We start from the raw sequence: 16372 nt of genomic DNA on the forward strand, positions 1-16372 counted from the left end.
GCAATCAGCTATTGCTTTTAGTTTACTATAAAAGCCTTATTAATTGTCTTACTACAAAAGTTGGCTCCCTTAGCCTTAAAGTCTATTTTAATTTAAATACTGTCCTTAAGGAGAGAGTATTGTTGCAGAGAGCTGACAGCTAATAGCTGTTTGCGCAGCATTCCGAAGGAAATGCTTATGCTATTTTTCAGGGAGGTTTTTGTTTCCTCCCTTAATTCTTAAAACTATATTTTTCAGGTATTCTTTAACAAGGATTTTGCCTGTTCAGTAGATAAGTTGTTTTTTTCTTCCTTTTTTTCTTCCTGTTGTGTTGATTCCTGTCCTTCTACTTGTTTGAGATGAATAGTATTTACCTTAGTAATAAAATTAGCTATAGAATTTCTTGCTTTTTTGCCACGTTCAGTTGTATCTTCTACATCATAAATTCTATAAGATAAATTTGCCCCTAAGATAAATTTCTCCTGTTCTGCTTCTAGGAGTTCCACAACTCGATTAGCAGAAATCCAATTTTCTTGGAAAGGAAATGAAGTTACAACACTAGCAACTATAGAAGCGATCGCTGGACAAATTACAGGCAACCATTTTAACCAAGCCTGACCAGTTTCTAATTTATCAACAAGGACTAAAATGGGGGTAACTCCGGAAAAAACTATTGTGCCTAACTGCAAAATATAGTAGATATTTCTAGCTTTTTGCCTGGTCTTTTTGTAATCGTCTATTAACTCTTGAGTATAACGTAAAGCTTTTTCTACTTCTTGAGTTATCTGAATATTTTCTGGAGAATTTTCTAGTTGTAAAACATTACCGTATAAGGTTGCTTTTTTAAGTACATTAGAATCCTTTATTTTTTGAGTGTAGTTGATTTGTAATTGCCGATTTAGGAGATACAAAAAAATAAACAGAGCAATAGAAACTACTAAAACTATCGGCAATTGAATCAAATCTCGAAATAAATAAACACTAATTCCTGAGCCAATAGTAGTGGCAAAAGATAGATATTCAAGTATTCTCAAAAATGATAAGATGCCAGGACTGGATGGTGGAGATTTATAATTATCGGCCTTGATGTTTAACTGAGAATCTAGGGTTTCCAAACTTGTCATATTCTGTTTATTCCTTTGATTTGTGATTTGATAAGTGGACTAAAATATTCTCTTGCTAATGAGAAAGTAAGGACAGAATTACCTTAATCTATTATTAATATATTATTTTACCGAGCAAATTACTTATATTTATTTTTGGCGTTGGTGAATCAACATAAGAATTAAAATATTTGGACTAACCATAATCAACATAAGAATTATTAATACCCCTTTCATTACTTGTTCCCGAACAACATACTGAACGAACTAATCTGTACTGTACGGACGTTGCATATCACGTCCCTACCTATTCTTACAGCCACGAAAATCATAGCTAAATTCACCAACACCTTATTTTTATATTTTAAATTAGTATATTTGATGCTAAATTTTGGCGTTGCATAGTGACGAATAATGTTAGATTTTTGATGAACAGGATGTTGGATTAATCAATTGCTAGAATGATTAATATTAGGTTTTTTTAGTCAAAATCTAAACTAATTTTTGGCAATATCATGTAAGCATTCAGCCGTCAGCCATCAGCTAGCCTCCTATCGGAGGAACTACGTTAACAGCTATTGCTTTTAGTTTACGATAAAAGCAATATTTAATTGTCTTACTAGAAAAGTTGGCTCCTTTGCCCTTAAAGTCTATATTAATTTAAACACTGTCCTGTCCTATATGAGAGAGTATTGTTGCTGAAGTCCGCAGTTCCTCCGGAGGAGGCTAGCTGACAGCTAATAGCTGTTTGCGCAGCATTCCGCAGGAAATGCTTACAATATCATTTCATAATGTGCAAACCCCAAATTTTTGCCATACCCAAAAAAATTACTTCCGGTGCATCAATAATAGTTGCACCTAACTCAGGAAAAAGTTTTGTGAAATGACTTAATAATAAGGTGCGATCGCCTCCTGTAAATACTATTTTCCCTTCAGGAAATTCTTCTAACCAGGCGACAATATAATCTTTTATACCAGCTAATACTGTATATATTATCCCGCTTTGAATGGCTGTTGCTGTTTCTTTTGCCCACCGTGGAGGTAACTCTACTGGTATATCAACCAAAGGTAACATAGCTGTTCCTGCTATCAAAGATGATAATTGCAACCTTAACCCTGGTAAAATAGACCCCCCCACTATTTTTTTTTGGACATCAGCACCAGTAAAAGTAATTGCTGTTCCAGCATCTATTACTAGCACAGGCCAACCCAACTTTGTGCCTGCACCCAAAACTGCTAAAGCTCTATCTATTCCTAAGGTAGGATAAAGTCCTTGCAGTGGCAGTTTTTCTAAAGTAATCATATCAGACCAAGGATAAGTTTGCCAAAGTGCTGTTTGTTGAGGAACTACTGATGCTATTAATAAAGGCATCTGATGATTGAATTTTATATTCTGAGTTTCTAATATACTTTTGAGTAGTGTTATTACTACTGTTTCTCCATTAATATTTCCCTGATTTTCCAATTTTTGAAGACGATCTATATCCCAGGTTTTCTGAAGTACTGTACCCACAAAATATCCCCAGTGTAACCGGGTATTTCCAATCATTAAAGCGAGCCATTCTTGATTTTCAGACATATATAGTAATTTCATTTGAGTTGCGTAAAAAACATGGTCGCTTTTAGGCAACAGGCAACAGGCAACAGGCAACAGTTCAACAATGAATAATGAATAATGAATAATGAATAATTACCTCTCCTTGAAAGAAGAGGATTGACAAAGAGATGAAAATTTTTCTTGATTATCCCCTTAAAAGGGGAGGCGCATACCCACAATTTTTTCGGTAAGAAGGTTGGCCGAACTTTTTACTGTTAGTTATTTACTAACTCTTGTTTGACATATCATTTGAAAACCCTATATAAATCTGTTCGACAATTAATAATTAATAATTACCTCTCCTTTAAAAGAAGAGAATTAACTCAAAGGAAAATTTTTCTTGATTATCCCCTTAAAATGGGAGGCTTTAAACCACAATTTTTAGGTTAAATTTTCACTAATGGTCGCTTTTAGGCAACAGGCAACAGGCAACAGGCAACAGTTCAACAATGAATAATGAATAATGAATAATGAATAATTACCTCTCCTTGAAAGAAGAGGATTGACAAAGAGATGAAAATTTTTCTTGATTATCCCCTTAAAAGGGGAGGCGCATACCCACAATTTTTTCGGCAAGAAGGTTGGCCGATTTTTTTACTGTTAGTTATTTACTAACTATTGTTTGAGATATCATTTGAAAACCCTATATAAATCTGTTCGACAATTAATAATTAATAATTACCTCTCCTTTAAAAGAAGAGAATTAACTCAAAGGAAATTTTTTCTTTATTATCCCCTTAAAATGGGAGCCTTTAAACCACAGTTTTTAGGCTAAATTTTCACTATTAGCCATCTCTAATCATCAAAAATAAAATCAGTTATCCCAAATAAATTATCAATTATTTCCCTGTACGGACGTTGCATGCAACGTCCCTACTCCCTACTCCCTACTCCCTCTTTTGATGGAGATGTCTATTTGTAAGGAAGTCCTACATTTAAACCAGAAGTATATATGGCAACTGCTTGGTCTTGCATATTAAAAACTATTTTTATACCTGTATTATCAGGATTTTTCCATTCATAAGCACCCTTAATTTGATTTTCTGCTTGTGACTCATCTGATGTAACTTCTTGTTCTCTACCAAGAGTATTATTAATTTGCATTTCCCTTGCTTCTCTAGATTGTACAAAAGCTTCTGAGTCAAATTCTGGGTCTATTTCTCCCTCTTTTCCCAGAATATTTCTTATTTCTCGGTATGTCATTCCTAGCTGCAATTTTTCATATTTTTGTCGCGTAATTGAATAGACTGGTTTTGGTTGATTCCAGAAAGGATTACCAAAATTATAAGTATTCATATTTTTAGTCCGAATAGTAACCACTTTCTGATTAGAATCAAAAATTATACTCATGCTTGTACCATCAGGATTAACCCAATTATATACAACAGTATTAGCATTAGTTAAAGGATTATCTCTTGTTGGTTGTTTTATTCCTTCATTACCAATAATTTCTCTCACTTCATCGTAAGTCATCCCAACTTTAATATTTTCAAAATCTGTACTGGTAACTACAGGAGGTTTTCGATTAACTCCGAAGTTAGTAGCGTTCAAATTTTGAGCAGATAATTTAATCAGTTTATTCTCTGAATTAAATATGGCAATTATACCTGTATTATCATTATTTAGCCAGCGATATGCTACACCAAATTCTTTAAGTGTCGGACTATTATATTCTGTATAAACTTTACCTTCTCTTCCCAATATTTGCTTAACTTCTTGATAGGTCATGCCAATTTTTAAATTGTTATAATCAGCTCTGGTAATTCGATTAGCTAGAGCAGGTTGAAATTGTATATTTAAGATAGATAGAAAACCACTAATAAATATTGCCAAGAAAAACTTTTTCATAGTAATTATCTAAAATATTTGCTATATTAATGATTATTTTTCAGGTAAGCATTTCCTGCGGAATGCGGAGCTAACAGCAGTCAGCTAGCCTCCTATGGTCGGAACTTTCCTAGGTCATGCTACGCAAACGTTAACAGCTATCAGCTTTATTACCTTTATACCAAATTGAAATGAAGCTGCATAGAATAATATTTCAAGCATAATTGACTGCAGAAAGGAGTAGATAGAGATAGATCGATTTAATGAATTTCATAATTCTATGCAACCTCATATAAAACTGGTATTAGTAGACAATTTAAGCTTGTTGTTTTTGTGCTTCAATTCTTTGTTTAAAAATGTAGTATAAGTTAAGCAAATGCTTGCTTCATTCATTTTTATTGCTGTTTGGGCAGCATGACCTAAGAATAGCTGAATGCTAATAGCTGTTTGCGCAGCATTCCGCAGGAAATGCTTACTTTTTCAGAAGTTCAAATTGTTCGGAATTAATCTTACTAGACTCATATAAAGTTTGAGCAATTTCTGTCAAAGTCAATACTGAATAACTCCGATATCCATTTGCTTGTAACTTATCTTTTACTCCCCGTTCATGGTCAATAAAAACAACAATATCTTCTACATTTAATCCCACTGATTTAAGTTTATCTGCTCCCTTCATTACACTATTACCGCTAATCATAATATCATCCACAACAACAATTTTTTCCCCTGGTTGAAAATGTCCCTCAATTAATCGACCAGTACCATGAGCTTTCACCTCTTTCCGAGGAAATATCATCGGACGTTCTAGACGCAAAGCTAAACCTGTTGCAGTGGGTAATGAACCATAAGGAATACCTGCAATTCTATCAAATTCCAAATCTTTGAGAATTTCTGCATAAGCAGTGACTATTTTATGGAATATTTGAGGAATAGAAATGATTTTTCGTAAGTCTATATAATAAGGAAAAGTCGCCCCCGATGCTTGTACATGGTCGCCAAAAATAATACAGCCAATATCGTAAAGTTGTAAGATTAAATCCCGATGTGGTTCATGCTTTAAAAAACAAACATCTGGCAACCACAATTCACAGGTCGGACTACCTTCAACTACTTGTAGACGTTGTTCATTAATCCTATTTCTTAAGGTTTCAATTTCTTGATTAGGATGTGCTGTACCAAATAATTTTGGTGGGATTGGTAATAATAACCCTTCACCATTAATATTCAAACCAGCAGCTAAAAGTTGAGCTAATTCTTCTGGATTAGTAATATCATTTTCTTCCGCTATATCTCCCTGAATTAGTATTAATCTTTCGGGAGCAATTTTTCTAATTCTAGCGAGAATATCCGGCATTACTCCTACTTCTAAACCTAGCTGTTCAATACTTCCCCAACTTTGAGCTTCTTCTACTAATTTGAGATAAAGAGGTTGCCCTTGATTTGGGTATTCTTGTAATACTGCTGCTGAAGAATTTGCTGTGGCACAAAGCAGGAAGACTGTTTTGCCTGGATAAAGTAAAAAAGGTGCAACTAAATCAAGACCAGTATAAGGTGAAATTGTACAAGCATCTACTTGTAAATCTTGAAAAATAGTCCTAGCAAATACTGTACTTGTATTAAGGTCGCCGTGTTTCGCATCTAAAATAATTGGAATTTCAGAAGGAATAGTTTTTATGGTTTGCTGAAGTAGTTCTAAACCTGGTATACCCAAAGATTGATAATAACCTAGAGAAAGTTTATAAGCACATACATATTTTTCTGTTTGAGTTATTAAAAAATAGAGCCACTCACTCCAATTTTGAATTAATTCTTGATCATCTTTTTCTGGAGGGTTGGCAAATAAAGATTTTGCTGGAATATTTTGGTGGGCAACTTCTTTGGGTAAACTTTCTGGGTCTGGGTCTAATTCGAGGTAGAGTAAACTTTGATTCCGTTCTATACTGATTAATAATTTATCAAAAAAGTTCATAATAATTTCTCTCTATCCTTTGATGATTTTTATATTATTGCTCTACTCATTTTCAATACATAATACCATTTTGAAAAAAGAATGTGTTTGAATAATAAGCATGAGAAAAAGATTTTACAGGAGGTCTCCCTTTGACAAAAAATAGAATTTATTAGCTTAAAACTGGTATTGAAGCTATTCCCATACGACTCGGTCCTCCTGAGTTACCCTCCCCTCCACGGTCGGGGTTAGGGGTGAGTTTACTCCTAAGAAATAGCCTAACTATTTGTAGCAAACATTCATAAAATTGGTATAAAACTTGTTGCGAAATAAAAACGATCAAGTTATGATTAGATGAAACTATCCCCTATCAGCAATGGATCGGGAATCCCGCGCTGTCTAGTAGAGCAGCGTCGGGAGGATGTCATTTCAGTTATCAGTTATCAGTTAGCCTCCTCCGGAGGAACTGCGTTATCAGTTATCAGCACCTCTGTCTGTTTGCGCAGCATTCCGCAAGAAAGTCAGAGGCTTGAAATATTGAACTTGATTTTTTTTCATCCCCTTGTAGAGCGGTAGCTCGCGGCGCAGCCAAGGGGAGGCTTGAGACCCCATTTTTTGGTCAAAAAAGGAGAATAATCTTAAACAATTTCCAACTCTAAATTATAACTTTTAGCAAAGTCGTGAGAAAAATGATCTACCTCATTTGTATCACTCAATTCTAAGTTGTAAAAATCTACAAATTCATAATCTGAATATGGTCCTGCGTGCCAAGTTCCCACCTCTAATTTAATAAAGCAATTCCCGGGAATTTTAAAAGCAACTATATCTTCTAATTTTGGTGCATTCTCTACGCAAGGTGGAGCAACTGCCATTAACCATTCCTTACCTTCTAGAGAACCCAAACATTGAGTACATTTTATATGACGAGTAATTTTAGTAAATTTTCGACCTTTTCCAAATAACCGCATAATATAGAATCGTGGCGTACCATTTTCTAAATTTAATAGAGCATCGTCTTGGTCATATTTTTTGCCATCTTTTGCAGCCCAAATTACCTGCCCAAAAGGTCGAAAATTCTCTGGTGTAATTTCTTGGGTAAACAGTTGTTTAACTACTATTGATTTACTCATTTTTGATTTTTCTAAAATTTAGCTATACAAGTTTTTTGATCTTTTATGTGGCGGGTTTAATACTAATACTCCACCTGACAAGGGATGCTTAAAATTGTTTGGGTTTATAAGACACAAAGTGGCGTGCCCTTGACCAAAAATTAAGGTTTTAAACCTCCCCTTTTAAGGGTATGAAAAAAATCAACTTCAGTATTTTATTGCCTCCTAATTCTGATTTGAAAGACTGATAACTGAAATGACTATCCCTATCCACTTCTTCCTTTTTCCTTCTTCAAAGTTACTTAATTAGACTTAAACTCAAAACCATTCGCCTCAGCGTAACGGTGCAAAAATCGCATCACTCTCTCAAAATTTTCCTCTGATTCAACTTCAAAAGAACATTCTACTTGAGAAAAATCACTTTCATCAGCAGACAAAAATTTAATCCCACTAGGAGCAACTTCAATATTTCCTTCCTCGTCTTTCAACCATAATTTATTTATTTTATTAGTGAAGGAACGAAAGCTTTCTGTAGCTTGGAGACGGTCAAACATTAGTACAACTATTTTTGTGTCAGAGTTACGACGTTTTCTCAGACTAACTTCTGTAATTTTCTCATTCAATCCTTCAATAAATTCCACAGATACTGTCATTTTATTTCTCAAGCTGATATTGAACAGTTATTATTTTACCAAAAAAAAGCAGAAAGTGAGGAGTAGAAGAAAAAAGTCTTCCTACTCATACTCATAAATTTATTTGTGAGATTTCTATTTTCCTCTCTGCCTTTATACTAATGCTTCCTATCAGCAAAAAGCTATTAGGTATTAGCTAAACTCCAGTTGTCTCTAAATGTACCGAAAAATCAACTTCAGTTTTTCCTTCTTCCCTCTTCCTTCTTCCTTCTTCCCTCTTCCAAATAATTAATAAATCGTCGAGGAATATCTACCCTACTTCCCCAATGAATATGAAAATAGGAAGCATGAAGTTGATAAAAATTCCAACCTTCAACAGTTGCTTTGTTCCGATTTTTATCCTCATCAATTCGCCACATTTTATATAGATGTCTTGCGGGAGCTTCAGTTAATTCAGAACGATGAAATTCATGTCCATAAACTTGTGTATTTGCTGCTAATAAAGGAGTATCTATATTAGTAATTGCTTGCCGATATCCTAACTTTAAATTTTTACCCATTACTGCCGTAGTTGGTAAAATTCCTACCATCTCCCAAGACTTGCTATTAAAGTCAATAATTGCCTGAGATAAATACATCAACCCACCACATTCAGCATAAGTTGGCATTCCAGAAATAATTGCTGTCTGAATAGCTTTTCTCATTAAAATATTTTCGCTTAACTGTTGGGCAAAAACTTCTGGAAATCCACCACCAAAATATAAACCTTCCACTCCCGCAGGTAAATTGTCATCCTTTAGGGGACTCCAAAATACTATTTTTGCTCCTAACTCTTCCAGAATATCTAAGTTGTCTTGGTAATAGAAATTAAATGCGCGATCGCGAGCTACTCCTATCAAAAATTGCGACTTTTTTTTCTCAACATTCTTGACATTTGATTGTGAAAAATGTATTCTGTTATTAGGGGGAACTTGGCTATATGAAAAGTGCTGAGACCCCTCATTCTGAATTTTTAAAAGTGGTAGTAATTTCTCCCAATCAAAACAAGTTTTTGCCATATCGGTTAAGTCATTAATTAAATTATCTAAATCAGGCATTTCATCGGTAGGAAGTAAACCCAAATGTCGGTCAGGAATAGTAATATTTTGATGTCGTCGCAGTACCCCAAGTACAGGTAAATTTATAAATTTAAGGGAATTTTGAAGTAACTGTAAATGGCGATCGCTCCCGACCCGGTTGAGTATCAAACCAGCAAAATTAATATTAGGGTCAAAAGAAATTAAACCATGAGCGATCGCTGCCACAGAACCTGATAAACGACTACAGTCAAGCACCAATAATACAGGTACGTTCAGCAACCGAGAAATATGAGCAGTAGAAGCAAAATCAGGAAAACACCTACCACTTTCATCTTTTACCCCCCTTTGTAAGGCAGGCGAGGGGGGATCAAAACTCACTCCATCAAACAAACCCATCACCCCTTCAACCAAGGCAAAATCAACATCTTGAATATTTTGTGCAAAACATTGCTGCACATAAACCTCGGAAGTCAACACCGGGTCTAAATTCCGACAAGACTTACCCGTGACATACTGATGAAACATCGGGTCAATATAATCAGGTCCCACCTTAAATGATTGCACCTGCAAATTTTGCCACTTTGAATAAGAAAGTAAAGCCAACGTAACAGTAGTTTTGCCAACCCCACTACGCTCTCCCGCAACTATTAAACTCAATATTCCCCCCGTCTTTTTAACTAGGTATCAGCTTTTAGCATTTCCGTACCGGAATGCTCCTTCAATAATTAATAATTAATAATTAATAATTAATAATGGCTTTGTTGCATGAAAGTATATAGCTGCCGCACTTGCTCCGCATATGTACTTGATAATGCACGGAAACTGCTGTAACTATTGGACAATAGATCGATAGAAGATCAATGTTTGACATAAAAAGGCTGAAACTTTTACCTGTAAAGGCTTTGATGTTTAATCACCAGAGCAATAACTATTGGACAATAGATCAATAGAACATCAATAATCGCGAAAAGAGCCTACGCTTTCTGTGCACCGCAATAACTATTAAACATATGTACTTGATAAGGCGCGGAAACTGCTGTAACTATTGGACAATAGATAAATAGAAGCTCAATGTTTGACATAAAAAGGCTGAAACTTTTACCTGTAAATGCTTTGAGTCTTGAACGCAATAGCAATAACTATTGGGCAATAGATCGAGCAAACATCAATAATCGTGAAACAGAGCCTACGCTTTCTGAGCACCGCAATAACTATTAAACATATGTACTTGATAACGCACGGAAACTGCTGTAACTATTGGACAATAGATAGATAGAAGATCAATGTTTGACATAAAAAGGCTGAAGTCTTTACCTGTAAATGCTTTGAGCTTCGACCGCCAGAGCAATAACTATTGTACAATAGATTTATCAAACATCAATAATCGTGAAACAGAGCCTACGCTTTCTGTGCACCGCAATAACTATTAAACATATGTACTTGATAAGGCGCGGAAACTGCTGTAACTATTGGACAATAGATCGATAGAAGCTCAATGTTTGACATAAAAAGGCTGAAACTTTTACCTGTAAATGCTTTGAGTTTTGAACGCAATAGCAATAACTATTGGGCAATAGATCGATCAAACATCAATAATCGTGAAACAGAGCCTACGCTTTCTCAGCACAGCAATAACTATTGGACAATAGTATCGATAGAACATCAATAATCGCCAAACAGAGCGATATAGCTGCGGAATGGATGTTAAGAACGCTACTTTCATGCAACAAAGCCATTAATAATTAATAATTACCTCTCCTTGAAAACGGAATTGATTGACTAATCATGAAAATTTTTTCTCTCTTGGTCTCATGGATATGGCGAGGAGACCCGTTCTTGCAGACCCGCTCCGAATGGCGCCATCTCACCCTTCGGGAAGCCCCGAAGATCGACCGCTTGTTTCTCCACGGCGAGTGAGAGGCTTTAAACCTTAATTTTTCGGTAAAGGAGAGCCTCAAAAAAATGATCCTACTGAGTGCCGACCGCTGACAGCTTCTTTAACTCAAAAAAAATGAAATCAGGAAGCACTTTCCTCTTCATAAATTTCATGCTCTCGTTGAATAAAAACTTCTGCCAACGCCTGATAAGCTTCTGTCCAAGCAGATATCACTTCTGGCGTAGCTACCTCTCCCAAAACATCCTGCATAGCTTGCAACATACATTCTCCCACCACTGGATATTGTTCTGGTAGTACATGAGTTTGCACATGGCGGTGAGCAATTTTTTCAACCATTGATTTTAGACCAGTCAAATTATCAATATGAGCAGCATAACTATAAACTGCAGTAGCTAACTTTGCAGGTTGAGATCCATCAGCTTGAGCAGACATATCAAACTGAGATTTGATTTCAGGATGATTTTCAAACATTATTTCATACATCCGAGTAGTAATTTGCTTTCCCTGTTTTTTCAGTACTGGTGCGGTGGATTTGACAATATCGATTGTTTGTTGACTAACCATATATTTTGTTAATAGCTTGATACCAAAATAATTGTACCTTTCGATAATTTGTTATGGAATTAAATCCACTTTTTCTTTATAAGTAGTCACACAAAATTACAGCAGTTATCGAGTTTATGAGGTACAAAGTTTTATTGCTCTAGGCAACAGCTCCGGAAGGCAACAGGGAATATAGGAATAAATAATCTTATAACTGTACCTCACTATCCTCAAAAGTTCTGTAATTACCGAATTATTAATTATTAATTATTAATAATTAAATAATTTTGGTTTAAAGCCTCCCCTTGATCGGGTTGATCGGGGAAAAAAGCGGTCGAGGGATGGCGAGGTCTCCTCGCCATATCCAATCGACCAAGACAGCGGTCGTTGCGTAGCTTCCCGAAGGGTAGGATGGCGAGGTCTCGGAGCTGTCCGACCATCGACCAAGAGAAGAAATAATATTTCCTTATATTCAATCAAGAAAGGTTTTAACTTTCTTGTAATTATCAATTATTCATTATCAATTATTAATTAATTAAACATATCAAGTAAAATAATATAAGTCATAAAAATAGGCTTTATAAAGATAATTATTATGAGGTTTATTAGAGAATTAAATTCAGAAAATATCAAGCTTTCAAAAGGATAAATTTTTAATAAACTATCTGAAAAAAAGTGCTTGATAATTTAGGTGATCAATATGTAATATCATGTATAGAATCCGGTTATATAATATCTGTTTATAATTTCTTAAATTATATCATGTTCGGACGGGTCAGTTATAAATAAAATTTCAGAACTGACAGTACCGAATAAATACTAAAATTATCTTGAAATACTGAAATTATCTTGATTTTTCTCCTTTCTTCCCTCCTGACTCCTGAGGACTGACTCCTGACTCCTCGCTAAGTTATTTATAAGTATTCAACCGAACATGATATTACTTCAATATTAGACATCTCCTCCAAAAGAGTAGAGACGTTGCATGCAACGTCCCTACAGGGAAATAATTGATAATTTCTGTACGATAATTGATTTGATTTTTTATTATTGAAGATGTCTATTTAATCTCCCCCACTCCCCCACTCCCCCACTCTCAACTATATAATAACAACCGGATTTGATATTATTTCTCCCTGTTGTCTGTTGCCTCTTTTCTGGAGATATCTATCAGAACCAAGACTAAATTTCACAGACATATTCGCTCCGTTGCTGAATCAACTTTGCTACTAAACCAGTCCAACCAGTCTGATGACTCGCTCCTAAACCCGCGCCATTATCGCCGTGAAAATATTCATAAAACAAAATTAAATCTTGCCAGTGGGAGTTATTTTGAAATATTTCTGTCTCACCATAAACCGGACGTTTTCCATCTTTATCTTTGAGGAAAATTTTAATTAGTCTCGCTTCAATTTCTAATGATACTTCCCATAAATTCATCATCCTACCTGAACCTGTCGGACATTCCACTCGAAAATCTTCACCTAAATAGTTATGAAATTTTTGTAGAGATTCTATCATTAAATGATTAATTGGAAACCAGATTGGACCCCGCCAATTAGAATTTCCTCCAAACATTTGACTGGTAGATTCGGCAGGTTCATAATCAACTCTATATTCTTCTCCATTAGCATTAAAAATATAGGGATTTTCGGTATGGAAATGAGATAAGGAACGAATGCCATAATCGCTGAAAAATTCATTTTCATCTAACATTTTTTCGAGGATTATTCGCAGGCGATCAGGACTAACAATTGCTAATAAACGTTCTGAGTCAATACCGCAAGCTTCCATACAAGCAATATTAGCACTAAGATCTATCCTATTTGCCATAAACCATTTTACCCGCTTCTGGAATTTAGGTAATCGTTGTAAAGTTTCTGAGTCAATAATTGCCACAGCAAATAATGGAATTAATCCTACTATTGAACGGATTTTTATATGTATATCTTCTTTCTCCGGTTGGTGGAGAACATCATAATAAAAATTATCAGTTTCATCCCAGAGTTGAGTTCCATCTGAACCTAAATGATTCATAGCATCAACTATGTAGAGAAAATGCTCGAAAAATTTACAGGCAATATCTTCATAAACATCATTTTCTTTAGCAAGTTCCAGAGCAATAGTTAACATATCTAGACAGTACATTGCCATCCAACTTGTACCATCTGATTGTTCAATATGACCCCCGGTTGGTAGTTCCGAACTCCGGTCAAATACTCCAATATTATCTAAGCCTAAAAAACCTCCTTCAAACACATTATTTCCCTCAACATCTTTCTGATTTACCCACCAAGTAAAGTTGAGTAAAAGTTTTTGAAATACTCTTTCAAGAAACTTGCGATCGCTACGACCATAAAGTTCTTTTTCTATTTGATAAACTCGCCAAGTTCCCCAAGCATGAACGGGAGGGTTTACATCACTAAAATTCCATTCATAAGCTGGTAATTGACCGTTTGGATGCATAAACCATTCTCTAGTTATTAAGTCTAATTGACGTTTAGCAAAATCAGGGTCAACTATTGCTAAAGGTACGGCATGAAATGCTAAATCCCAAACAGCATACCATGGATATTCCCACTTATCAGGCATGGAAATTATATCATCATTAAATAGATGAACCCACTCATAATTTCTAATATATTTACGGTTTTCTGATATTTTCAGTTGGGTAGGGTCGCCTTTTAGCCATTCTTCAACAATATAATGATAATATTGTTTGGTCCAGAGTAGTCCGGCAAATGCTTGACGCTGAATATTACGCCATTCATCCTTCATTTTACAAGGGGAAAGACGCTGATAAAATTCATTTGCTTCTTGAATTCTTGTTTGAAAAGTTTCTTCAAATTCTGTCTCGAAAGGCTGTTTAATTTCTGGGGAGTTAGCAAGTCTTAATTTAACAATTTTAGTTTCACCTGGTTCTAGTTCTAGACGATAATGTGGAGAAAATTTAGTTCCATACATTTCTGGATTAATGGCATCTTTTTGACCATTAACTAGATAATTATTGATGCCATCTTTGGTATAAAGAGAATCATTTTTTTCTCCAAATAAAGTTTGCTTATTAGTTTCATTTTCTGTGAAAAATAGTTCCATTGTCTGAGGAAAATAAAACCACCTTTTTCCTAAAGTTGGGTGGTCTGTTTCAATCAGACCAGGATTAATTTTTTTGAGGAGAGGTTTTTTTGATTGATTATCCCAAGACCAAGTATTTCTAAACCAGAGAGTGGGTAATAAGTGTAACGTCTTAGTTTCTGAACCTCGATTATTTACTGTGATTTTAATTAAGATATCTTCTGTTGTTGCCTTAGCGTATTCGACCAAAACATCAAAATAACGATTTTCTGCAAATATTCCAGTGTCGAGTAATTCGTATTCTGAAGATTTGCGGTCGCGCTGTTGATTTTCTGCTACTAAGTCAGCGTAAGGATAAGCACTTTGAGGATATTTATAAAGTGCCTTCATGTAACTATGACTGGGGGTATTATCTAAGTAAAAATAATATTCTTTAACATCTTCCCCATGATTTCCTTGACTTCCCGTTAAACCAAAAAGTCGTTCCTTGATAATAGGATCTTCGCCATTCCAGAGAGCGATCGCAAAGCACAGTCGTTGATGATTATCTGAAATACCACAAATACCGTCTTCTCCCCATCTATAAGCACGAGAAAGAGATTGTTCGTGGGAAAAGTAATCCCAAGCAGAACCATCTTCGCTATAGTCTTCTCGTACTGTTCCCCACTGTCTTTCGCTCAAATATGGCCCCCAACGTCTCCAGTATGCTTCATGGTTGAGGTCTGCTTCTAATCTTTGTTCTTCTTGAGTAGGTAGGTTATTGTTTTGAGTATTCATCATAATTAATGTTTCGGAACAGTTTAAAATATAAATATCAATTTATTATAACTTTGCTCAACTATCTGTAACAGAATATCCTGATCATCATTTAACAGATAGGTTATTGTTTTGAGCATTCATCATCATTAATGTTTCGGAACAGTTTAAAATATAAATATCAATTTATGATAATTTTGCTCAACTATTCTGTAAGACAATATCCTGATCATCATTTAACAGATAGGTTATTGTTTTGAGCATTCATCATCATTAATGTTTCGGAACAGTTTAAAATATAAATATCAATTTATGATAATTTTGCTCAACTATTCTGTAAGACAATATCCTGATCATCATTTAACAGATAGGTTATTGTTTTGAGCATTCATCATCATTAATGTTTCGGAACAGTTTAAAATATAAATATCAATTTATGATAATTTTGCTCAACTATTCTGTAAGACAATATCCTGATCATCATTTAACAGATAGGTTATTGTTTTGAGTATTCATCATAATTAATGTTTCGGAACAGTTTAAAATATAAATATCAATTTATGATAATTTTGCTCAACTATTCTGTAAGACAATATCCTGATCATCATTTAACAGATAGGTTATTGTTTTGAGTATTCATCATAATTAATGTTTCGGAACAGTTTAAAATATAAATATCAATTTATGATAATTTTGCTCAACTATTCTGTAAGACAATATCCTGATCATCATTTAACAGATAGGTTATTGTTTTGAGTATTCATCATAATTAATGTTTCGGAACAGTTTAAAATATAAATATCAATTTATTATAACTTTGCTCAACT

Annotated in this window: 10 protein-coding genes; 1 reads left to right on the forward strand and 9 read right to left on the reverse strand. The window is 34.6% G+C overall.

Features of this window, described 5'->3' with window-relative positions; translation table 11 throughout:
• Positions 1–233: 233 nt before the first annotated feature.
• The 7 genes from F6K15_RS10500 to F6K15_RS10530 all read right to left on the reverse strand — a co-directional run bounded on the left by F6K15_RS10500 (position 234) and on the right by F6K15_RS10530 (position 9931).
• Positions 234–1103, reverse strand: coding sequence for a DUF4231 domain-containing protein (locus tag F6K15_RS10500; protein ID WP_293060503.1), 870 nt, complete (start codon positions 1101–1103; stop codon positions 234–236).
• Positions 1104–1863: 760 nt separating this feature from the next.
• Positions 1864–2661 carry a pantothenate kinase gene (locus tag F6K15_RS10505; RefSeq protein ID WP_293060505.1) on the reverse strand — a complete coding sequence of 266 codons (798 nt, stop codon included), beginning with the start codon at positions 2659–2661 and terminating at the stop codon, positions 1864–1866.
• A gap of 930 nt (positions 2662–3591) precedes the next feature.
• Positions 3592–4527: a hypothetical protein gene (locus F6K15_RS10510; RefSeq protein ID WP_293060507.1), complete on the reverse strand. Its 936-nt coding sequence runs from the start codon at positions 4525–4527 to the stop codon at positions 3592–3594.
• A 451-nt stretch (positions 4528–4978) separates the two neighbouring features.
• The gene (locus F6K15_RS10515) at positions 4979–6475 is read right to left on the reverse strand and encodes a bifunctional orotidine-5'-phosphate decarboxylase/orotate phosphoribosyltransferase (RefSeq protein WP_293060509.1); all 1497 of its coding nucleotides are present in this window, start codon (positions 6473–6475) and stop codon (positions 4979–4981) included.
• A 617-nt stretch (positions 6476–7092) separates the two neighbouring features.
• Positions 7093–7584, reverse strand: a complete 492-nt coding sequence (locus F6K15_RS10520) for an ureidoglycolate lyase (protein WP_293060510.1) — start codon at positions 7582–7584, stop codon at positions 7093–7095.
• 281 nt (positions 7585–7865) lie between these two features.
• Positions 7866–8216 (reverse strand): photosystem II reaction center protein Psb28, encoded by a 351-nt coding sequence (gene psb28 / locus F6K15_RS10525; protein ID WP_124147349.1) that lies wholly within the window; start codon positions 8214–8216, stop codon positions 7866–7868.
• Between the two features lie 215 nt (positions 8217–8431).
• On the reverse strand, positions 8432–9931 hold the full coding sequence (locus F6K15_RS10530; RefSeq protein ID WP_293060511.1) for a cobyrinate a,c-diamide synthase: 1500 nt from the start codon (positions 9929–9931) through the stop codon (positions 8432–8434).
• Positions 9932–10769: 838 nt separating this feature from the next.
• Here F6K15_RS10530 and F6K15_RS10535 point away from each other — a divergent pair.
• A complete protein-coding gene (locus F6K15_RS10535; RefSeq protein WP_293060513.1) occupies positions 10770–10943 on the forward strand; it encodes a hypothetical protein in 174 nt (57 codons plus the stop codon).
• 348 nt (positions 10944–11291) lie between these two features.
• Here F6K15_RS10535 and F6K15_RS10540 read toward each other — a convergent pair whose 3' ends face one another.
• Positions 11292–11735, reverse strand: coding sequence for a globin domain-containing protein (locus F6K15_RS10540; RefSeq protein ID WP_293060515.1), 444 nt, complete (start codon positions 11733–11735; stop codon positions 11292–11294).
• Between the two features lie 1161 nt (positions 11736–12896).
• The gene (locus tag F6K15_RS10545) at positions 12897–15569 is read right to left on the reverse strand and encodes a glucosidase (RefSeq protein WP_363267683.1); all 2673 of its coding nucleotides are present in this window, start codon (positions 15567–15569) and stop codon (positions 12897–12899) included.
• Positions 15570–16372: the final 803 nt, after the last annotated feature.

It is taken from the genome of Okeania sp. SIO2B3 (assembly GCF_010672525.1).
Classification (GTDB): Bacteria; Cyanobacteriota; Cyanobacteriia; order Cyanobacteriales; family Microcoleaceae; genus Okeania.